The organism is Cobetia sp. PS-4MA, assembly GCF_057670765.1.
In genome coordinates, this window is record NZ_CM173107.1 from 618,995 (window position 1) to 640,755 (window position 21,761).

Genomic DNA, 21,761 nt, shown 5'->3' on the forward strand with positions numbered 1-21,761 from the left:
GGATCAGGACACCTTTCATGAGTCCCTCACGCCCCTCCAACCCGACACCTTCATCGTCCACCCCCGCGCCATCGGATGCCGACAGGCTGATCGCGGATAGCCATCCCCAGGCACGGCCGGTGCTCGAACATTGGTTCACTCGACTGACGCCCAAGGACTGGTTTCGCAAGAGCGAGGCCCTCGATGCTCAGCTGCGCGAACGATTCGCGGAGCTGCTCGAGCAGGCACTGGTCTGTGAACTGTGGGAGTGGCGCACCACTCCCGGTGGTCGGCTGGCGGAAATCCTGGTGCTGGACCAGTTCGCGCGCAATATCCATCGCGATACCCCGCGCGCCTTCAGTGGCGACAGCCTGGCACTCGCGCTCTCCCAGCAGGCCGTGGCGCTGGGGGATCTCGAACGCCTCCCGCTGGCCTGGCAACCCTTCGTCATCATGCCGTGGATGCACAGCGAGTCGTTGCGTGTCCATGAACACGCTGAAGCGCTGTTTGCACGCCAAGGGCTCGAGGACACGCTGCGCTTCGAGCGACGGCATGCGGACATCGTGCGTAGATTCGGCCGTTACCCGCACCGCAACGCGATTCTCGGCCGTGTTTCCACGCCACAGGAGGAGGCATTTCTTCGCCAGCCCGGCTCCTCGTTCTGACAATCGGGAAATCTGACCCTTTTAATTTCGCGAGATCGTCTCCAAGACATGTTCATCGGGCGCACAGCGCCACTTCATCCGCAAGAAAGGAGACAGCAGATGGGTATCATTCTTGGATTGATCATCGGTGGTCTGGCTGGCTGGATCGCAGGCAACATCATGCGTGGCGGCAGCTTCGGCATTCTCGGCAACATCGTCGTCGGTGTGGTCGGTGGCCTGCTGGGCAGCGTCATCTTCAAGCTGCTGGGGCTGGCCTCCACCGGCATCATCGGCTCGCTGGTCGTCTCGATCGTGGGGGCGGTGGTATTGCTGTGGATCGTCTCGAAGGTCAAGTCCAAGGCCTGACGATGCGGCGCCGGCGAACATCGTCAGGCGTTCCACAGCAGTTCAGGTCGCAGGTGCATCAAGTCCCACGTGGGTGTCCTAAGGGATTCATTCGAGACATCCGCCGCATGGAAGTCGCCTGTCATCGGTTGCCCCTGACAGCCAGACGGTCCTCGTGACCGTGACAAGGCAGCCTGACAGGACACCGCAAGGCCGAATCAACTTCGACGCCATCCCGGATGGCGCGTTGCAGATCTAGCGAAAACAGGAGCGTTTGAGCATGGCGAGCAATGAGCACGATTCAGCATCCTCCCCCCAGTCAAATGCCGACAGCGCCAAGTGCCCGTACCACGAGGGCCAGAACCGCTCGGCAGACGCGGAGAACCCCTATACCCATCCCAATCGCAACGGGCCACATGACACCCAGCCCAATGCCGGGGATGGCAAGGCCAAGGACGAGGCGCTGGAGACCTATCGCGCGGATGCCGAGGGGCATGACCTGCGTACCAACCAGGGATTGCGCATCGCGGACAACCACAACTCGCTGAAGGCGGGGGAACGCGGTCCGACCCTGATGGAAGATTTCATCTTCCGCGAGAAGATGAACCACTTCGACAACGAGCGTATTCCGGAGCGTATCGTCCACGCGCGTGGCGCGGCCGCGCACGGGTATTTTCAGGCGTACGACAATGCCGCCAGGTACTCCAAGGCCGGCGTGTTCCGTGATCCGTCGAAGAAGACACCGGTGTTCGTGCGTTTTTCCACCGTACAGGGCTCGCGCGGCTCCAATGACACCGTCCGTGACGTGCGCGGCTTCGCGACCAAGTTCTATACCGATGAAGGCAACTGGGATCTGGTCGGCAACGACATCCCGGTGTTCTTCATCCAGGATGCCATGAAGTTTCCGGACTTCGTGCACGCGGTGAAACCGGAGCCGCACAACGAGATTCCCCAGGGGCAGTCGGCTCACGACACCTTCTGGGATTTCGTGTCGCTGATGCCGGAAACCACCCACACCGTGCTGTGGACCATGTCGGATCGTGCCTTCCCGCGCCATTACCGCAACATGGAAGGCTTCGGCGTGCATACCTTCCGTCTGATCGACCGTGAAGGCGTGTCGCGCTTCGTCAAGTTCCACTGGAAGCCGGTGGCGGGTACCTGCTCGCTGATCTGGGATGAAGCCCAGAAGCTGTGGGGACGTGACCCGGACTTCAATCGCCGCATGATGTGGGATGACATCAAGAACGGTGCGCCGCTGGAGTGGGAACTGGGCATCCAGGTGGTGGAAGAGAAGGATGAACACAGCTTCGATTTCGACATCCTCGACCCGACCAAGCTGATCCCCGAATCGCTGGTGCCGGTGGTGCCGATCGGCAAGATGGTGCTGGATCGCAATCCGGACAACTACTTCGCCGAGACCGAGCAGGTGGCCTTCAATCCGGCCAACATCGTGCCGGGTATCGACTTCTCCAATGACCCGCTGCTGCAGGGGCGTCTGTTCTCCTATCTGGATACCCAGATGCTGCGTCTTGGTGGACCCAACTTCCACGAGATCCCCATCAATCAGCCGGTGTGTCCGTTCCACAACAACCAGCGCGATGCCCAGCATCGTCAGACCATCAACACCGGGCAGGCGTCCTACGAGCCGAACTCCATCGATGGTGGCTGGCCCTCCGAGACGCCGCCTGCGGATGAACATGGCGGCTACGAGCCACATCATGAGCGCATCGAGGCGCACAAGGTGCGTGCGCGCAGTGCCTCCTTCGGGGATCACTACTCCCAGGCCACCCTGTTCTGGAACAGCCAGACCGAGGTGGAGAAGGAGCACATCATCGCGGCCTACACCTTCGAGCTCTCCAAGGTCGAACGCCCGTGGATCCGTGAGCGGGTGATCACCGAGATCCTGCCCAACATCGATCTGGAGCTGGCGCGTCGTGTCGGTGAGAACCACGGTATCGAGGCGCCCACCACCCAGCCGGCGCCGAAAGGGGAGCTGGGCACCAGTCAGGTCGAGAGCGACCCGGCGCTGAGCCTGATGGCGCGCATGCCCGACAGCATCGCGACCCGCAAGGTGGCGATTCTGGCGGCCGATGGCGTGACGATGGAAGATGTGCGCTCCATCCAGAAGCAGCTCAGCGATGAAGGCGCCGAAGGGCTGCTGATCGCGCCGAGCATGGCACCGATCAAGGCCAGCGATGGCAGCATGCTGGCGCCGGACGCGATGCTCAATGGTCTGCCGTCCGTGGCGGTGGATGGCGTGGTCGTGGCCGGTGGCGAGGGCAGCGTCAAGGCGCTGGCCGCATCAGGGCTCGGTCTCTACTACGTGCAGGAGGCTTACAAGCACCTCAAGCCCATCGTGGCGATCAGTGAAGGCAAGGAATTGCTGGCCGCCGCGCGCGTGCCGGTCGAGGAGGGCGTCATCCTGGTGGATGATGTGCTCGCCGCCAGCCTGCCACTGCGTGATGCCCTGTTGGCTCACCGTGTGTGGTCGCGTGATGCGCGTGCCAATCAGATGCCAGCATGAGGCGCTGACGTCCCAAAAGGCATGATGTGAGCCACCAAGCCCCCTGACCTTTGAAGGTCAGGGGGCTTTTTCATGGTCATGATGCGGTCATTTGTGGGCGTGAAGATGGGGTGGCGGTGAAAGGTGTAAACAGGGTTGGTGATGCCGTTGGGTTGAGTACCGTCCTGCGGTTCACGCCGCTGAGAGTGGCTGATAGGCTCGGTGATAGGGGCTGATTATCGAAGGCATGCTGGTAATTGATTATCGCTAGAAGCACCAGGTGCGTAAGGTAAGCAGGCATCAAGGGGCCACAAGCCAGCACATGCCGGGCAGGCATCGGCCCCGACCCGATTCGACAATGGGCTGCAGGCTTTCACATCAAGCAGCGCATGAAAATGTGACATCAGCAGCATCTGGCCTTGCCAGTCGAGTTTGATAGCGCTTTTTTCTACCTGACAGGAGAACGTCAACATGTCCCAGACTCCACGCTATACCACTGGTAACGGCGCCCCGGTGCCTCACGATGACATCAGCCAGACAGCGGGCCCGAATGGCTCCCTGACCTTCGACAACTGGCGTCTTTTCGAGAAGCTGGCGCACTTCAACCGTGAGCGCATTCCGGAGCGTGTCGTCCACGCCCGCGGCGTCGCAGCCTATGGCACCTTCACCCTGACCCGTGACCTGTCTGACCTGACCATTGCCCGCTTCCTGCAGGGCGTCGGCAAGCAGACCCCGATGCTGGCACGTTTCTCCACCGTGGCCGGTGGTCAGGACAGCGGCGACAACACTCGTGACGTGCGCGGCTTCTCCCTGAAGTTCTACACCGAGGAAGGCAACTGGGACATGGTCGGCAACAACACGCCGGTGTTCTTCATCCGCGAGCCATCCAAGTTCCCTGACTTCATCCACACCCAGAAGAAAGACCCGCGCACCAACATGGTCGACTGGCAGAACCGCTGGGAGTTCTGGGCCAACCATCCGCAGGCGCTGCATCAGGTCACCATCCTGATGTCCGACCGCGGTATCCCGAAGTCGTTGACCACCATGAACGGCTACAGCTCGCATACGCTGAGCCTGTGGAACGACAAGGGCGAGCGTGTCTGGGTCAAGTGGCACTTCAAGACCGACCAGGGCCACGAGACACTGACCGATGACGAAGCGGCACAGGTCGCACCGGATTTCCACCAGCACGACATGTTCACCCGCCTCGAGCGTGGCGAGCGTCCGAGCTGGACCGTCAACCTCCAGGTGATGACTGAGCAGCAGGCGCGCGACTACCACATCAACCCCTTCGATCTGACCAAGGTGTGGCCGCACGGTGACTTCCCGCTGATGGAAGTCGGCAAGATGGAACTCAATCGCAACCCGGAGAACTACTTCGCGGAGGTCGAGCAGTCCGTCTTCTCACCGTCCAACTTCGTGCCGGGTATCGGCGCCTCCCCGGACCGCGTGCTGCAGGCACGTCTGTGGGCCTACGCCGATGCACACCGCTACCGTGTCGGTGCCAACGCCGAGCAGCTGCCGGTCAACCGTCCGGTCTGCCCGGTCAACCACTACCAGCGTGATGGCGTGATGGCGGGCATGTGCCCGGTCACCGGTCACGGTGGCGGTCCGCTGGGCGGCCAGGTCGGCCAGGGCGTGCCGGGAGAGACGAAGGAAGGTGGCCAGTACTCGCGCACCAACTTCTACCCCAACGAGCGTGCCGATCACGGCGCCCCGGTGCCGGACGCCACTGTTGCCGAGCCGCCGATGCCGCTGGAGCAGAACGCCTGGATGGGCTATCACGACAACAGCGATGAGGATAACTACAGCCAGGCCGGCAATCTCTACCGCCTGTTCGATGAAGGTCAGAAGTCGCGCATCACGGACGTCATCGCCGGCACCATGGTGGGTGTCAGCCACGTCGTGCAGGACAAGATGATCGCGCACTTCCGCCAGGCGGATGCCGACTACGGCGAGCGTGTCGCGACCAAGCTGGCCAGACTCGATCCGCGCTGAGTCAGTCATGTTGCACCCTTCGTCAGGTCAGTCATGACCCTTTGAACTGACGAAAACCTCAAGGCCCCCGCCGGTTACCCGGCGGGGGCCTTGTCGTAGGCGAGTCGCAGAGCGCCGTGCGAGCGTCAGCCGTTGCTGCGGGCGGCCGTTTCGCTGCCTGCTTTCTCGCACACGCCCAGTGCCCACAGCAGGAAGGCATCCTGCCGGGCGTTGTCACGCCAGGCCTTGAAGCGTCCCGAGGCACCGCCATGACCGGAACTCATGTCGGTGCGCAGCAGCACCGGATGCGGCGTGCAGTCCATCTGGCGCAGGCGGGCATACAGCTTGGCCGGTTCCCAATAGGGCACGCGGGTATCGTGCCAGCTGCCCTGCAGGAACAGCGGCGGGTAGGGTGCGGCGCTCAGGTTGTCCAGCGGGGAATAGGCGCGGATGCGACGCCGCGCCTCGCTCTCGTGCGGGTTGCCCCATTCGGTGTATTCCGCGGTGGTCAGCGGCAGCTCCGGATTTTCCATGGTGCGCAGCACGTCCACGAAGGGCACATCGAGCACCGCGGCGCAGAAGGCCTCGGGACGCTTGTTGAGGCTGGCCCCGACCAGCAGACCACCGGCGCTGGCACCGTAGGCGGCAATGCGCTCCGAGGCCCCGACGCCTTGCTCGACCAGCGCATCCCGTGCGGCGAGGAAGTCATTGAAGCTGTTTTCCTTGTGCTCCAGCTTGCCGGCCAGATACCAGGGCTCGCCACGATCCCCACCGCCGCGTACGTGGGCGACGGCAAAGGCGACGCCACGGCTGAGAAGCTCCAGCCGCGCGATGGAGAACCAGGGGTCCAGTGTCTCGCCGTAGGCACCATAGCCATAGAGCAGTACCGGCAGCGGGGCGTGGGGGCGACCCTCGCCATCACACAGGTCACGGCGCATCACCACCGAGACGGGCACCTGCTCGCCATCGTCGGAGGTGGCCCACAGACGACGGCTGATCAACTGCTCTGGCGCGAGATTGCCATGCACGGTCTGGCGCTTGAGCAAGGTGCGCTCACCCGTGTCAAGATCCAGCTCGATCCAGCTCGGCGGCGTGGTGAAGCTTTCTTCACGGATGCGCAGGCGGCGAGCGTCGAAGTGCGGGCAGTCGCCCAGCCCCTGGCTCAGCGGTTGCTCCGGCATCGCCAGGCGTTCGTCGCGGCAGATCGTTTGCGTAGGCGCCGTGCCCTCGAATTCGATCACGCGCAGCCAGGCCTGGGCCTGACGGTGATCGCGTTCATCGACCATCAGGCCCCAGGAAAACGCCTCCACGCCTTCCAGCGTCACGTCGTCGCGAGTGGTGATCAGCGGCTGCCAGTCGCCGGGGGCATGCTCGGTGGCGATATCCAGCTGGAAATGCGGCGCCTCCTTGTTGTGCAGCACATAGAAGTGGCCAGGGCGGTGATCGATGCCATATTCGACGCCGGTCTCGCGTGCGCGCACCAGCGTCATCTCGCCCAGTGGTGCCGCTGCCGGCAGCAGCCAGGATTCACTGGTGTCCTTGGACGCGGTTTCCAGTACCAGCCAGTCCCGTGAGCGGGTCTTGCCCATGCCGACCCAGAATTCGCTGTCTTCCTCACGGTAGAGCAGCGTCTCGGCACGGCTCTCGATGTCCAGACACCAGATCTCGAAGGGGCGCTGGGTGCTGTCATAGCGCGTGAACAGCAGGTGCTGACCGTCCTCGGCCCACACCAGGTCCGGCCCGATATCCTCCAGCAGACATTCATCGTCCTGCCCTGCAGGCCGGGCCTCGCCACGCACTGACGTGCGCGCGTCGCGGTCAGCCGCGCTCAGTGTTGCAAGCCGCAGGCTGAACACCTCGTCGCCGCTGGTGTCCAGAGTCCATGCCAGTCGTTGCTCATCGGGCGAAATGGCCATGTCGCCCAGTTCGACGAAATCGTGATGGCGCGACAGGGCCTGCAGGTCCAGCAGACATTCATGGCGCGAGCGATCCGTGGGGTCCGCCTCCAGCGGATGGCGCCACCAGACGGGATACTCCGCGTCAGCGGCGGTCTCGCTCCAGTAGACGTGATGGTCGAGGGCTTCCGGCAGACTGGAAACGGCGAGTTCGCGACGGGCCAGATGTCCGGTGTAGAGGGCGTCAGTCAGTGACTCGAGTGGCGTGAACCAGGTATCGCTCTCGGCATTGGCGGCCTCGAGAAAGGCCTTTACCTCTGGTGTGTCGCGCGCTTCAAGCCAGTGCCAGTGGGGGTCTTCGGCACGATAATGACGCTGGACGGGGCTGTCGGACATGGCTACCTCTTGAATGTCGTGTGCCCGAGTGTGTCGGGCGGGCTTGGAGTGTAACATTGAGCCTGTCCCACAGCGTTCGCAAGCCCTTGCCGCGAGCGGCATGTCGCGTCCCTGGTTGGCGATGAGCCGCGCCTGACGTCATGCGGTGAGCGGCCCCCTGAGTGGGGAGGATGTGATGGCTGGCCTTATATCGAAGACCTGACACAGGTCTCGCCAGGAAGTTCTGACAGGAGTGAAGGGCATGTTGATTTCGGATTCTCTGCCGCAGATGTGGCTGATCTATCTTGGCCTGGCGGCAGTGGTCTTGGTGACCGGTTATCTGGCGGTTCGCGCCTTGCCGCGCTTCATACGCTGGATCGTGGTGGGAGCGGTGGCCGGCATGATCGCGGTGCCGACCGGTTTCCACGTGACGGCCAGCGTGCCGGAAGATTCCTATGGTGGTACGGCGCCAGCCATCGTGGCCTTCGCGGTGAGCCTGATCCAGAAGGATGGCAGCGGCATGGCCTCGGCCTTCGCCATGCTGGTACTGGGCATCGGAGCGGGCGTCGCGGCCGGTCTCGGCATCTGGTGGCTGGGACGTGGCCGTGAGCAGCGTCGGCGTGAAATGGCCCGCTCGCGTCAGCGTCGCGCGTCAAGTGCCGACGAAGAAGAGAACGACGACCTGCACGGGGAGGGCCTGCGTGCCGAGCGTCGTGACACGTCCGCCGGTGGCGCCACACGCTCGCGCGCCGCGCGGGATCGTCAGGAACCTTCTCTCTGATCAACGCTGCCCGGGCTTGCCCATGGGTGGAACAAGGATCTGCAATGGCTCGTGATGTGAATGTCTCGTCGTCTCTCGCTCGTCCCGTCGTTCGGCGCGCCCGCCGGCGCCCGTCAGATCCCCGCGCGTGGCGCCGGGGGCTGGCCGGTCTGACCATCTCGCTGCTGAGCGCTTTCTCAGGGCTGGGGGCCACCGCGGCATGGGCCGAAGAGGCAGCCTCTGCCCCCAAGGTCGCGGCTTCAGCGAGCGGGAGACAGGAAGGCGCAGAGATGTCGCCCAGCGAGGTGTCGCCCAGCGAGGTGTCACCCAGCGAAGTGTCGCCTAGCGAGGCGACAGCGCCGGGCAAGACACCGGATCTGCGCATGGCCATCGATGTCTCGGGCAGCATGAAGCACAACGACCCGGCCAATCTGCGCGCCAGTGCGCTGGATCTGCTGGTGACGCTGTTGCCGGAGCGCTCGCATGCCGGGGTATGGGGCTTCGGTGAGCAGGTGCAGTCACTGCTGGCGCTGGGGGCGGTGGATGCCGGCTGGAAGCGGTCTGCCCGCGGACTCGAAAGCCGTCTCGACGACTACGAGCAGTACACGGATCTGGAGGCGGGCCTGCGCGCCGCTGCTCAGGGAAATGATGCCGGCGTGGGTGGTGATGCACCGCGTCAGATCATCCTGCTCTCCGATGGCATGGTCGACCTGCGTGAGCCGAGCACCCGCAAGGCCGCCGCGGACAGCGCCTCGCGTCAGCGCATCACGGATGAGCTGACGCCGCAGCTTGCCGCCCACGACATCACGGTGCATACGGTGGCGCTGTCGCGCAATGCCGATGTGGATCTGCTTCAGCAGATCGCGGACGGTACCGGCGGCCTGGCGACGGTCGCCGAGAGCCCGGAAGACCTGTTGCGTGCCTTCCTCGCGGCGCTGGATCGCATCGTGCCCGGTGAGCAGGTACCGCTGAACGACAAGCACTTCGTGATCGATGACAGCGTGCAGGAATTCACCGCCCTGGTCTTCCACGGCCCCGATGATCGCTCGCCGGTGCTGATTTCGCCGCAGGGGCAGCGTTACCGTCTCGCCGACCAGGCGTCACTGCCGGAAGGGGTGCGCTGGGAGCACCAGCCGCGTTATGACCTGATCACCGTGACGGATCCCCAGACCGGCAAGTGGCAGCTCGAGGGTGAGGTGGGGGCCGATAGCCGCATCACGATCGTCTCGGAACTGGCATTGGTATCACGGCCCCTGCCTGCCACGCTCTATCGTGGTTTCGACTACTCGCTGACCGCATCGCTGGTCGATGGCGCGCGCGCCGTCAATGATGAGGACTTCCTGGCGACGCTGGATGGCAATGCACGTCTGGTGCCGGAGCAGGACGTGCAGGAGGGAGAAGGCGCGGCGGAGGATGTCACCACCGCGCAGCAGCGAGGCCTTGAGCGTGACGGCGCCGACTTCCATGTCGACATGCCGGCCCCCGACCAGCTCGGTGGCGCCCGCCTGACCCTGACCGTGATGGGCTATCGCGACAATGCCTCCTTCGCGCGCCAGCTCAGTCAGCGTACCAGCGTGGTGGACCCGCTGCTGGTCGAGCCCGTCGGCGCTGACCCGCGTACCGGCAAGTCGCCTGACGCGCTGGAAGTCAGTGCGCGTCATCCGCTGCTCAATACCGCCAACACGCGCCTGGTCGCGACGCTGCATGGGGAGGCCCTGAGCGTGGCGGAGGATGGCGAGCGGCAATGGCGCATCGACCTGCCGCCCCTGGACTCGGATGTCCAGGCGGATGTGCAGATCAGCGCGCGTCTCGCGCTCGACGGAGCTCCGCCGGTGCTGGACCTCGTGCCCTATACCCTCAATGCGGACGCGGCGCGTCGGGCGGCCAATCTGGATCGCACACCCATCGAGGGGGAGCGCTTCGGTGAGATCGAGGGGCTGGATCAGGCCGGGGAAGATGCGCCGGAAGACCTCAACGCCCTGTTGATGAAGGGCCGTCTGCCCATCGACAAGGTACCGGCGTTGATCGGCCAGTGGTTCGAGGGCGCTTCCGACTTCGCGCGCCAGGAAGCCGGCTCTGTCCGGAGCCGCATGATCGCCTATGCCGTGGCCGGCGCATTCGGCCTGCTGATGCTGATCCTGCTGGTGCGCCGCATGACACGCAAACCGACCCGACGGGAGGAACCCCATGTGTGAGCTGCTTGGCATGAGTGCCAATGTTCCGACCGATATCTGCTTCAGCTTCGCGGGCTTTCTGCAACGCGGGGGTGGCACCGGCCCGCACCGCGATGGCTGGGGTATCGCCTTCTATGAAGAGGGTGGCTATCGCGAATTCCGTGACCCGCACCCTTCAGTGGATTCGCCCATCGCGCGGATGATTCTCGACTATCCCATCAAGTCACAGATGGTGATCAGTCATATCCGCCAGGCCAATGTCGGCCAGGTGACGTTGGCCAATACCCACCCGTTCACGCGGGAGCTATGGGGGCGCCAGTGGTGCTATGCCCACAATGGGCAGCTGGCGGACTGGCAGACGCTTCCCTTGCCGTACTATCGCCCCGTGGGCAGCACGGACAGCGAGCACGCTGCCTGTTTCCTGCTCGGCGAGATCCGCCGTGCCTTCCCGGAACCGCCCTCTCGCTGTGAGGACCTGTGGCGTCACCTGCATGCCCAGTGCGAGCGCCTGCGCGCGCTGGGGGTCTTCAATCTGCTGCTCTCCGATGGCGTGCATCTCTACGCCTACTGCTCCACCAAGCTTGCGCACATCACGCGCCGAGCGCCCTTCGGGCAGGCGAGCCTCACCGATTTCGAGATGAGCGTCGACTTCCAGCAGCACACCACCGATGCGGATGTGGTGTCGGTGATCGCCACCGACCCGCTGACCGACAACGAGCAATGGCAGCGGCTGCTGCCCGGGCAGCTGGTCGTGTTTCGGGAAGGTGAGCTGGTCGCCAGTCTTGGCGGTGAGTTGCCGCTGAGTCAGGAAGAGCAGGGGCAGGCCGAGAGCGGGGCGGTCGATCGCACCGCCACCGCGCGTCGCAAGCCGGACTGGCTGGCCTCGGACCTGAGTTGCTGATGCCTGAGCGCTAGAAAAGTCGTTCGATCGCCAGACACACGAAGGGCCGCAATCGCGGCCCTTCGTGTGTCTGGCTTCCCGGTCTTCACTGACGTTTGCGGTCAGCGGCAGGCATCAGATTCAGCCTTCGACATCATCGAACATGCCGGCGAACATCGGCGAGGACAGGTAGCGTTCGCCACTGTCCGGCAGGATGACGACGATGGACTTGTCGGCGTAGGCCGGGTCTTCGGCCAGGCGCAGTGCCGCGGTCATCGCCGCACCACAGGAGATGCCGCACATGATGCCTTCTTCCTGCATGATGCGACGTGCCATGGCCATGGCGTCTTCGCTGACCACCGACTCGACGCGGTCGATCAGCGTCAGATCCAGGTTATCGGGGATGAAGTTGGCACCGATCCCCTGGATCTTGTGCGGTGCCGGGGTGATGGGCTCGCCCTTGAGGCGCTGGGCAATGATGGCCGATTCCGCCGGCTCTACCGCCACGGCTTCCAGCGTCTGGCCACGCACCGTCTTGAAGTAGCGTGCGATACCGCTGATGGTACCGCCGGTGCCGACCCCCGCGACCAGCACGTCCATGTCGCCGTCCAGCGCATCCCAGAGCTCAGGGCCGGTGGTTTCCTCATGGATGCGCGGGTTGGCCGGATTGGAGAACTGCTGCGGCAGGAAGTAGCGCTCCGGCTCGGCCTTCTTGAGTTCGCAGGCCTTGTCGATGGCGCCCTGCATGCCCTTGGCGGGGTCGGTCAGCACCAGATTGGCACCCAGTGACTTCAGCACCTTGCGGCGCTCCATGCTCATGGAGGACGGCATGGTCAGGGTGACGGGGTAGCCACGCGCCGCACCGACGAAGGCCAGCGCGATACCGGTATTGCCGGAGGTCGGCTCGACGATCTCCATGCCCGGCTTGAGCTCACCGCGCGCTTCCGCATCCCACACCATGCTGGCACCGATCCGGCATTTGACGGAGAAGGCCGGGTTGCGGGCTTCCACCTTGGCGTACAGGCGCGGGTGGCGGCTGAGGCGGTTGATCTTGACCAGCGGTGTATTGCCGATGGCCTGTGAGTTGTCCTGGTAGATCTTTGCCATGGGGAAATCTCTCTGATCGATGAACAGTGACATGAGTGACGAGAAACAGACGCCGGGCATGCGGCTGCCACTGGCGTTCTGTGTGGATGGGCTTCAGAGTAAGAGGTAGCGCGTCGCGATTCAAAGGCCTTGAGAGCATAACGACATGTCAGCGTCGTCAGGGCCCCATGTGATGCATGCCGTCATGGCCGACAGCAGTCGATTCCCGCAATGTGAACGATGGTTTCAATCGATCGTTTTACAATCTCGAGGCGGCTGGTTAAGGTAGCCTGACAGCATGAGAGGGTGGGGTGGAGTGCCATCTCGGCATCCCCCGTCATTTCCTGCGTGTCCGTCCAGCTGCGGACACCACGTCCCGATAACAACAAGTGTTGCGATCACTCGCGAGGGCTGTCGTCAAGCAGCCGCCAGCGGTCTCCACCGCCTCTCGGGGAATGCACCAGACGAACGATGCCATGGAGCCAAGTGCCATGCGTGATGCCAATCCTGCCGCCCCTGCGGCAGCCCATGATCCGCACCAGTCAGGCTCGGCAGAGGCCGCCGATTCCCTGATTCTCAGCGGTGAGCCGTTGTCCGGTCTCGAGGAGTACCCCTCGATTCTGGAGGTCTTCGAGGCCAGCTGCGCCAATTATGCCGAGCGTCCGGCCTTCAGCTGCATGGACAAGACGCTGAGCTACGCCGATGTGGATCGCCTGTCGCGCGACTTCGCCGCCTGGCTTGAGCATGAGACCGGCCTTGAACCCGGGGATCGTATCGCCATCCAGCTGCCGAACCTGCTGCAGTTTCCGGTGGCCGTGTTCGGGGCGCTGCGCGCCGGTCTGGTGGTGGTCAACACCAACCCGCTCTACACCGAGCGTGAGATGCAGCACCAGTTCCATGACTCCGGCGCACGCGCCATCGTGATTCTGGCCAACATGGCGGACAAGCTCGAGAAGGTGCTCAAGCGCACGTCCATCGAGGAGGTCATCATCACCGAGATCGGTGACCTGCATGATTTCCCCAAGCGCCCGTTGATCAACCTGGCCGTACGCTACGTCAAGAAGATGGTGCCGAAGTATCATCTGCCCGACGCCCACTCGCTACGCAGCGTGCTCAAGCGCGGCGCGGGGCTCTCGCACACGCGTGTCACGCGAGAGGCCGACGACATCGCGGCACTCCAGTACACCGGCGGGACCACCGGGGTCGCCAAGGGCACCATGCTGACCCACCGCAATCTGGTGGCCAACATGCTGCAGGCGCGCGGTGTGATCAGTGATGTGCTCAATGAAGGCCAGGAGGTGCTGATCGCGCCGCTGCCGGTCTATCACATCTATACCTTCACGGTGAATTGCCTCTACAGCATGGAGAGCGGCAACCACAGCGTGCTGATCACCAATCCCCGTGACATCGATGGCTTCATCAAGACGCTGGCCAGGACACCGTTCACCGCCTTCGTCGGCCTCAATACGCTGTTCTCGGCGCTGTGCCAGCGCGATGATTTCAAGGCGCTGGACTTCTCGAGCCTCAAGCTGACCATCTCCGGCGGCATGGCCCTGACGCGCAGCGCGGCTGAACGCTGGGAAGCCGTCACCGGCTGCCCGATCGCCGAGGGCTACGGCATGACCGAGACTTCGCCCATCGTCAGCTTCAACCCCCCGCGTGAGCTGCAGCTGGGGACCATCGGCAAGCCGGTGCCCGGCACCGAACTCAAGGTGGTGGATGCCGAGGGCGTGACGCTGGGGCGTGACGCGCCGGGTGAGCTGTGCGTGCGCGGTCCCCAGGTGATGAAGGGCTATTGGCAGCGTGATGACGCCACGCGTGAGGCGGTGGATGACGAGGGCTTCATCCGCACCGGCGATATCGCGGTCATCCAGCCGGATGGCTTCGTGCGCATCGTCGATCGCAAGAAGGACATGATCATCGTCTCCGGCTTCAATGTGTTCCCCAACGAGATCGAGGACGTGGTCAGCGGGCATCCGGATATCGTCGAGGCCGCGGCGGTCGGCGTGCCGGACGAGCAGAGCGGTGAAGCGATCAAGCTGTTCGTCGTGTCCAGCAACCCGGATCTCGACCGCGACAGCCTGCGCAGCTGGTGCAAGGAGCAGCTGACCGGCTACAAGGTGCCGCGTTTCGTCGAATTCCGCGATGAGCTGCCCAAGACCAACGTGGGCAAGGTGCTGCGCCGTGAACTGCGTGACAGCGACGACGATGGAGGCAATACCCCGGTGCGCGAGACCTGAATCCCGGCGTTGAGACGGGCCGCCGGCATGAGCGGGCGGCCACCAAGGTTGGGCGTGGCTACGCGCGGGGCTACAATGGACGGCCCGTCACTCGTTGGCGGGCCGTTTCGTCATTCAGGTCTCGTGGCTCGCTGCCCTGTGCAGTCGGGCGAGAGGCTGAGTTCCCGAGAGTATCCGGCTGCGCGCGTGGCGTGTGGTCGCTGGTTGAGAAGAGGCAGTCCTTGAGCGACACCGCTACCGCACCGTCCGAACATGCGCGTCTTGAAGCCCTTGCGGCTCGCCTCGAACGCGCCCTGAGCCGTGATCAGCGCGAGCTGGGCAAGCGCCTGGCTGGCCTGCGTCGGCGTCTCAAGGAAGGCAAGCCGGTCGATCGTGCCATCAACGATATCGAGAGCCGCCTCGAGGCGAGCATCGCCCAGCGTGCCGCGCGCGAGACGGCGCTGGCGCGCTGGCAGACACCGGCCGCACTCAACTATCCGCCGGAACTGCCGGTGGTGGAACGTCGCGAGGACATCCTCGCCGCGCTCGCCGAGCATCAGATCGTGGTGGTCGCCGGTGAGACCGGCTCGGGCAAGACCACCCAGCTGCCCAAGCTGTGTCTGGAGATGGGGCTGGGGCGCAATGGTCTGATCGGCCACACCCAGCCACGCCGTCTGGCGGCACGCTCGGTGGCGGCGCGTCTGGCCGAGGAGCTCGAGACGACCCTCGGCGAGACGGTCGGCTATCAGGTGCGCTTCAACGACACCACCGGCCCCTCGACGCTGATCAAGCTGATGACCGACGGTATCCTGCTGGCGGAAACCCAGCATGATCCGGACCTGAGCCGCTACGAGGCGATCATCATCGATGAGGCCCACGAGCGCAGTCTGAACATCGACTTCCTGCTCGGCTATCTCAAGCGCCTCACCGCGCGCCGTCCGGACCTCAAGATCATCATCACCTCGGCGACCATCGACGTGGAGCGCTTCAGTCAGCACTTCGCGGCCCAGGATGGCACGCCGGCGCCCATCGTCTCGGTCAGCGGGCGCAACTTCCCGGTCGAGACCCAGTACCTGCCGCTGGTGCGCGATGCCGAGGATGAGGAAGACCTCAGCCTGCAGGAAGGTATCCTGCGCGCGGTGGAGGAGCTGTCGCTGATCGAACGCGAGAAGGGCTGGATGCAGGGCCCGCGTGACGTGCTGATCTTCCTGCCCGGCGAGCGCGAGATCCGCGCCACCGCGGATACTCTGCGTCGCGCCCAGCTGCGCGATACCGAGGTGCTGCCGCTGTACGCGCGGCTCTCGAACGAAGAGCAGAATCGCGTCTTCCAGCCGCATCGTGGCCGTCGCATCGTGCTGGCCACCAATGTCGCCGAGACCTCGCTGACCGTGCCGGGCATCCGCTACGTGATCGACCCGGGGCTGGTGCGCATCAGTCGTTACAGCTATCGCTCCAAGATCCAGCGACTGCCGGTGGAACCGATCAGTCAGGCCAGCGCCAATCAGCGCAAGGGCCGCTGCGGGCGTATCGCCGAAGGCCTGTGCATCCGTCTCTACAGCGAGGAGGATTTCCTCGCGCGCCCGGAATACACCGAGCCGGAAATTCAGCGCACCAATCTGGCCTCGGTCATTCTGTCGATGCTGTCGCTCAAGCTGGGCGACATCGAGAAGTTTCCCTTCGTCGATGCGCCGGATTCGCGCTTCGTCACCGATGGTTTCCGCCTGCTGCGCGAACTGGGCGCGGTGGATGAGCACAACCGTCTGAGCCGTGATGGTCGCACCCTGGCACGTCTGCCAATCGACCCGCGTCTGGCGCGCATGGTGCTGGAAGGCGCCTCGCGCGGCTGTCTGCGTGAAGTGCTGATCATCGTCAGTGCACTGTCGATCCAGGACCCGCGCGAGCGTCCCGCCGACAAGCGCCAGCAGGCGGATCAGATTCACCACGAGTGGGACGATGACAGCTCCGATTTCGTCAGCTGGCTGAATCTGTGGGAAGGCTTCGAGCTGGCGCGTGACGCCTTGGGGGCCAACCCGCTGCGTCGCTGGTGCAAGGCGCGCTTCCTCAACTATCTGCGTCTGCGCGAGTGGCATGACACCTTCCGTCAGCTCAAGCAGCTGACGCGGGATCTCGGGCTGGAGATGACCAGCAGCCAGCATGCGCGTGACGCCGAGGCACAGGCCGAGGTCACCGCGCGAGTACTGGCGTCTCCGGGCCAGGGCCGTCGTCCGTCGGTGGCCATTGATCATGAAGCCCTGCATCGTGCGCTGTTGACCGGGCTGCTCTCCAATCTCGGCCTCAAGCAGGAAAATCGCGAGTATCTCGGGGCGCGCAACCGACGCTTCTTCGTGCATCCGGGCTCCGGTGTGGCCAAGAAGTCGCCCAAGTGGGTGATGGCGGCCGAGATGGTCGAGACCACCAGGCTCTACGCGCGACAGGTCGCGGCGATCAAGCCCGAGTGGGTCGAGCCGCTGGCCGAGCATCTGGTCAAGCGCAGCTACAGCGAGCCGCACTGGGAGATGAAGCGTGCCCAGGTGGTCGCCAGTGAGCAGGTCACGCTGTTCGGCCTGCCCATCGTCACCGCGCGCAAGGTGCATTACGGCCCGCTGGCGCCACAGGAATCCCGCGAGCTGTTCATCCGCCGGGCGCTGGTCGAGGGTGAATTCCAGACCCGCGCGCCATTCTTCGCCCACAATCGTGGCCTGATGGAGGAAGTCGGGGAGCTTGAGGATCGTGCGCGCCGGCGTGACATTCTCGTCGATGAGGAGACGCTGTTCGCCTTCTATGCCGAGCGGATTCCGGAAGGCATCTACAACGGGCGCGGCTTCGACAAGTGGCGCAAGGATGCCGAGCGCGACAATCCGAATGTCCTGCATCTGGATCTCGATGACCTGATGGCGCGCGATGCCGAGGAAGTCACCGCTGCACGCTATCCCGAGCAGCTGCATCACAATGGCGTCGCCTACCCGCTGAGCTATCACTTCGCGCCCGGCGCGGTGGATGACGGCGTGACCATGACGGTCCCGGCGGCGATGCTCTCCCAGCTGCCGCGCTATCGCATCGAGTGGCTGGTGCCGGGGCTGCTGCGGGACAAGGCCATCGGCCTGATGAAATCGCTGCCCAAGCAGTATCGCAAGCAGGTGGTGCCGATTCCCAACTGGGTCGATGCCGCGCTTGAGGCGTTGACCCCGGACGACGTGCCGCTGACCGACGCGCTGGCCGAGTTCATGCGCGTCAAGACTGGCCTGCGCCTGCCGTCGGATGCCTGGGCGCCGGAGACGCTGGAGCCGCACCTGAACATGAACCTGCGCATCGTCGATCAGGACGGCAAGGTGCTGGGGGAGGGGCGTGATCTTGAAGTGCTCGAGGCGCGTTTCAAGGACTCGGCGGCCGCCGCGGCACGCGCCATGGCCAGTCGCAGCCGCGATGCCGACAGTGAAGTGCTGGAAGACCTGCCGGAGGCGCCGATCGCGACCTCCCACAGCACCACCCAGGCAGGCATTCGGGTCGAGGCCTATCCGGCGCTGGTGGTGAAGCCGTCGGTGCCCGCCGAGGGCGGCATGAGTGCCAAGGAACGCAAGCTGGCACGCAAGACCGGCAGAAACAGTGCACCGTCAAGTCACTCGCCCGCGAATGCTGCCGCCTCAAGCGAGCAGCAGCTGAGCGTGGAGCTGTTCGATCATCCGGCCAAGGCCGCCGCCGCGCATCGTGATGGCATCACGCGTCTGGCGATGGCGCGCCTGCCGGACCAGGTGCGCTATCTGGACCGGGAGTTCAAGGCACTGGAGCGCTGCGCGCTGCTGTTCGCCAAGGTCGGCACGCGTCGCCAGCTGGCGGATGACTTCCTCTACAGCGTCTTCGAGCAGGTGATGGCCGTCGAGCCGCTGCCGCGTTCGCGCGGTGAGTTGCAGGCGCGTCTGGATGACAAGCGGGCCGAGCTGGTGCCCCACGCCGAAGCACTGATCAAGCCGTTGGAGGCCGCGCTCACGCAGCATCTTGAGCTTTCCAAGCGCCTCAAGGGCAAGATCGACTTCTCGATGGCGCTGGTGGTGGCAGACCTCAAGGCCCAGCAGGCCCGCCTGGTGCACCCGGGCTTCCTCCAGGAGGCGGGTGCCTGGCTGCATCAGCTGCCACGCTATGTGGAGGCGATGCTGATCCGTCTCGACAAGGCCCCGCGTGAGCGCATGCGTGATCAACGTGACATGGAGGCGGTCAAGAGCTTCGAGACACGCCTTGATGCCCGCCTGAGCAAGGCCCGCGAGCAGGGCCTGCCCGATGCGGAGCTGGAGGAGTTCGGCTGGTGGCTGCAGGAGCTGCGCGTCTCATTGTTCGCCCAGCAGCTCGGCACGCTGGAGACCGTCTCCCCCAAGCGGCTGGAGAAGCGCTGGCAGGAATTGATGGCGCGGCGCTGAGTCGAGCCGCCATCCGCTTGCGTGACTGCTGCGTGGAGGCGTGATGCTCGCGTATGGCTCAAGCTGCATACAGAGAAAGCTGTTTAAGAGACGGCTGTTATCACGGGACGGATGCCAGGTTCAGGCGTCCGCCTGGCGCGAGACAGCGTACACTGAAGACAAGGGGGTGACGCTGTCTCGCTGCCGGCGCGGACCTGGAGGCTCGGCATCCGCCGCATGGGATGTCAGCCGCGACGTCACCCGATCAATCGGTGGTCTCCGACGAGAGGCCACTGTCAGGAGTGGATGCATGCCCAACAACGACAATCAGCACGCTGCCGACCCTCGCGCCACCACGGCGGAGCGCCAGCTGGACGCCACTGGCAATCACCGCGTGCTGATCACCGGCACCGGCCTCTACACGCCGGAACATGCCGTCAGCAACGAGGCGCTGGTCGCCTCCTTCAATGCCTGGGTGGCGGCGGACAACGCCGCCAATGCCGAGGCCATCGCTCGGGGCGAGCGCGAGCCGCGTACCGAGTCCAGCGCTGAATTCATCGTCAAGGCCTCGGGTATCCACAGCCGCTACGTGCTGGATGCCGAGGGTATTCTCGACCCTGAGCGCATGCGCCCGCGGCTGCCCGCGCGCGACAATGATCAACCCTCTGTGCAGTGCGAGATGGGCGTGGCGGCCGCGCGTGAGGCGCTGGCCGCGGCGGGCGTGAAGGCCGAGGAACTTGATCTGGTCATCGTGGCCTGCTCCAATCTCGAGCGCCCCTATCCGGCCGTGGCGGTGGAGCTGCAGGCGGTGCTCGAGGCCGGTGGCTATGCCTTTGACATGAACGTGGCGTGCAGCTCCGCCACCTTCGGGATCGAGACCGCGGCCAACGCCATCCGCAGTGGCAGCGCGCAGCGGGTGTTGATGGTCAATCCCGAGATCTGCAGTGCGCATCTGAATTTCCGTGATCGCGACAGTCACTTCATCTTCGGCGATGCCTGCACGGCCGTGGTGCTGGAAGCGGCGGATGTCGCCACGCGCACCGATGGCTTCGAGGTGCTCGGTACGCGACTGGTGACCCGTTTCTCCAACGCGATACGCAACAATTTCGGCTTCCTCAATCGCACTGCGGTGCTTGAGGATAATGTGGCATCTGCCACGACGCTGGACAGTGCCACGCACCGTGAACAGGCCGATGACAAGCTGTTCATCCAGGAAGGTCGGCGCGTCTTCCGCGAAGTCTGCCCGATGGTGGCCGAGCTGATCACCACGCATCTGGGCGAGCTCGAGGCCGATGGCGGTGGTCTTGATCGCATGTGGCTGCACCAGGCCAATCGCCACATGAACGACATGATCGCTCGTCGCGTGCTGGGGCGTGATCCGTCGAGCGAGGAAGCGCCGATCATTCTCGACCGCTATGCCAATACCAGCTCGGCGGGGTCGGTGATCGCCTTCCATCTGCATCATGCGGATCTGCCCGCTGGCAGCCTGGGTGTGCTTTGCTCCTTCGGGGCCGGCTACAGTGCGGGAAGCGTGCTGCTGAAACGTTGTGGATGATACGCGCTGATGGCGTGCTTGAGCGGATGGCGCACTGGCTCCTGGCGTGAGCGGAACGTATAAAGAAGACCGGACCTGACAGCCATGGATGTGGCAAGGACCGCTGCAGGATTCCAACAGACTTACAGGTGATGCGATGCACATGATCAAGACTTCCCTGCCGGCACTGCTGGCCATGTCTCTGCTGGCCGGTTGTGCCAGTACAGGTGACAGCGAGCCGAATCCCCAGGACCCGTGGGAGGGCTTCAACCGCAACGTCTACACCTTCAATGACACCCTGGATCGCTATGCGCTCAAGCCGGTGGCTCAGGGCTACGATTACGTGACGCCGGAGCTGGTTCAGGATGGCGTGGGCAACTTCTTCTCCAACCTCGGGGAAGTGCGCACCATGTTCAACTCGGTGCTGCAGTGGAAGTGGGCGAATGCCGGGATTTCCACGGGGCGCCTGCTGCTCAATTCCACTGTCGGTATCGGCGGGCTGTTCGATCCGGCCAGCGAGCTTGGCTGGACGGTCGACGAGGAAGATTTCGGTCAGACACTTGCCGTGTGGGGCGCCGGCCAGGGGCCTTACCTCATGTTGCCGCTGTTCGGTCCGAGCACGCTGCGTGACACTGCCGGCATGCCGGTGGATTACTTCAATGATCCGATCAACTACCTCGAGGAAGACAAGGTGCGCTATGGCCTGAAAGCACTGGATCTCGTCGATACCCGTGCCGGTCTGCTCGAGCAGGAGAAGTTGATTCAGGGAGATCGCTACAGCTTCATCCGCGATGCCTATCTGCAGCGTCGCAACTTCGAGATCAACGATGGCAAGCTCGGGGATGATCCCTTCGCCAGCGACAGTTTCGATGATGCGGATCTCGATGGTGCCTTTGCACCGGAAGATGACAGCCAGTAAGGGCTGCCGAGTGTCCTGGCGGCACGTCGAGGCACGCGGATAGTGCGATGGCGAGGCGCCAGGGTCTGGCAGTGGATTGCGGC

At 64.3% G+C, this 21,761-nt stretch carries 13 protein-coding genes; 11 read left to right on the forward strand and 2 right to left on the reverse strand.

Annotated elements, in window-relative coordinates; genetic code table 11:
• The first annotated feature begins 17 nt into the window (after positions 1–17).
• The 4 genes from AC26AR_RS02665 (at position 18) to AC26AR_RS02680 (ending at position 5,469) form a co-directional block, all read left to right on the forward strand.
• Positions 18–644, forward strand: a complete 627-nt coding sequence (locus AC26AR_RS02665) for a DUF924 family protein (protein WP_488107509.1) — start codon at positions 18–20, stop codon at positions 642–644.
• A gap of 99 nt (positions 645–743) precedes the next feature.
• Positions 744–989: a GlsB/YeaQ/YmgE family stress response membrane protein gene (locus AC26AR_RS02670; protein ID WP_084209300.1), complete on the forward strand. Its 246-nt coding sequence runs from the start codon at positions 744–746 to the stop codon at positions 987–989.
• 259 nt (positions 990–1,248) lie between these two features.
• Positions 1,249–3,492, forward strand: a complete 2,244-nt coding sequence (katE, locus tag AC26AR_RS02675) for a catalase HPII (protein ID WP_084209299.1) — start codon at positions 1,249–1,251, stop codon at positions 3,490–3,492.
• Positions 3,493–3,942: 450 nt separating this feature from the next.
• Positions 3,943–5,469 (forward strand): catalase, encoded by a 1,527-nt coding sequence (locus tag AC26AR_RS02680; protein WP_084209298.1) that lies wholly within the window; start codon positions 3,943–3,945, stop codon positions 5,467–5,469.
• A gap of 125 nt (positions 5,470–5,594) precedes the next feature.
• On the opposite strand, the gene AC26AR_RS02685 is transcribed toward AC26AR_RS02680, so the two are convergent.
• The gene (locus AC26AR_RS02685; RefSeq protein ID WP_488107510.1) at positions 5,595–7,739 is read right to left on the reverse strand and encodes a S9 family peptidase; all 2,145 of its coding nucleotides are present in this window, start codon (positions 7,737–7,739) and stop codon (positions 5,595–5,597) included.
• Positions 7,740–7,980: 241 nt separating this feature from the next.
• On the opposite strand from AC26AR_RS02685, the gene AC26AR_RS02690 reads away from it, so the two are divergent.
• The 3 genes from AC26AR_RS02690 to AC26AR_RS02700 all read left to right on the forward strand — a co-directional run bounded on the left by AC26AR_RS02690 (position 7,981) and on the right by AC26AR_RS02700 (position 11,553).
• Positions 7,981–8,499 carry a hypothetical protein gene (locus AC26AR_RS02690; protein WP_084209296.1) on the forward strand — a complete coding sequence of 173 codons (519 nt, stop codon included), beginning with the start codon at positions 7,981–7,983 and terminating at the stop codon, positions 8,497–8,499.
• Positions 8,500–8,768: 269 nt separating this feature from the next.
• A complete protein-coding gene (locus tag AC26AR_RS02695) occupies positions 8,769–10,673 on the forward strand; it encodes a VWA domain-containing protein (RefSeq protein ID WP_488107511.1) in 1,905 nt (634 codons plus the stop codon).
• Positions 10,666–11,553: a class II glutamine amidotransferase gene (locus tag AC26AR_RS02700; protein WP_077379264.1), complete on the forward strand. Its 888-nt coding sequence runs from the start codon at positions 10,666–10,668 to the stop codon at positions 11,551–11,553. Before AC26AR_RS02695 ends, AC26AR_RS02700 begins: the two co-directional genes overlap by 8 nt.
• A gap of 120 nt (positions 11,554–11,673) precedes the next feature.
• Here AC26AR_RS02700 and cysK read toward each other — a convergent pair whose 3' ends face one another.
• Entirely contained in the window at positions 11,674–12,639 is a 966-nt protein-coding gene (gene cysK, locus AC26AR_RS02705) for a cysteine synthase A (RefSeq protein ID WP_077379423.1), read from the reverse strand.
• 470 nt (positions 12,640–13,109) lie between these two features.
• Between cysK and AC26AR_RS02710 the strand changes: the two genes are divergently transcribed.
• From AC26AR_RS02710 to AC26AR_RS02725, 4 genes are all read left to right on the forward strand, one after another.
• On the forward strand, positions 13,110–14,858 hold the full coding sequence (locus AC26AR_RS02710; RefSeq protein ID WP_488107512.1) for an AMP-binding protein: 1,749 nt from the start codon (positions 13,110–13,112) through the stop codon (positions 14,856–14,858).
• A gap of 221 nt (positions 14,859–15,079) precedes the next feature.
• Positions 15,080–19,246, forward strand: coding sequence for an ATP-dependent RNA helicase HrpA (gene hrpA / locus AC26AR_RS02715; RefSeq protein ID WP_417286208.1), 4,167 nt, complete (start codon positions 15,080–15,082; stop codon positions 19,244–19,246).
• A 289-nt stretch (positions 19,247–19,535) separates the two neighbouring features.
• Positions 19,536–20,780, forward strand: coding sequence for a beta-ketoacyl-ACP synthase III (locus AC26AR_RS02720; protein ID WP_488107513.1), 1,245 nt, complete (start codon positions 19,536–19,538; stop codon positions 20,778–20,780).
• Between the two features lie 142 nt (positions 20,781–20,922).
• Positions 20,923–21,678: an MlaA family lipoprotein gene (locus AC26AR_RS02725; RefSeq protein ID WP_240499592.1), complete on the forward strand. Its 756-nt coding sequence runs from the start codon at positions 20,923–20,925 to the stop codon at positions 21,676–21,678.
• The last annotated feature ends 83 nt before the right edge of the window (positions 21,679–21,761 follow it).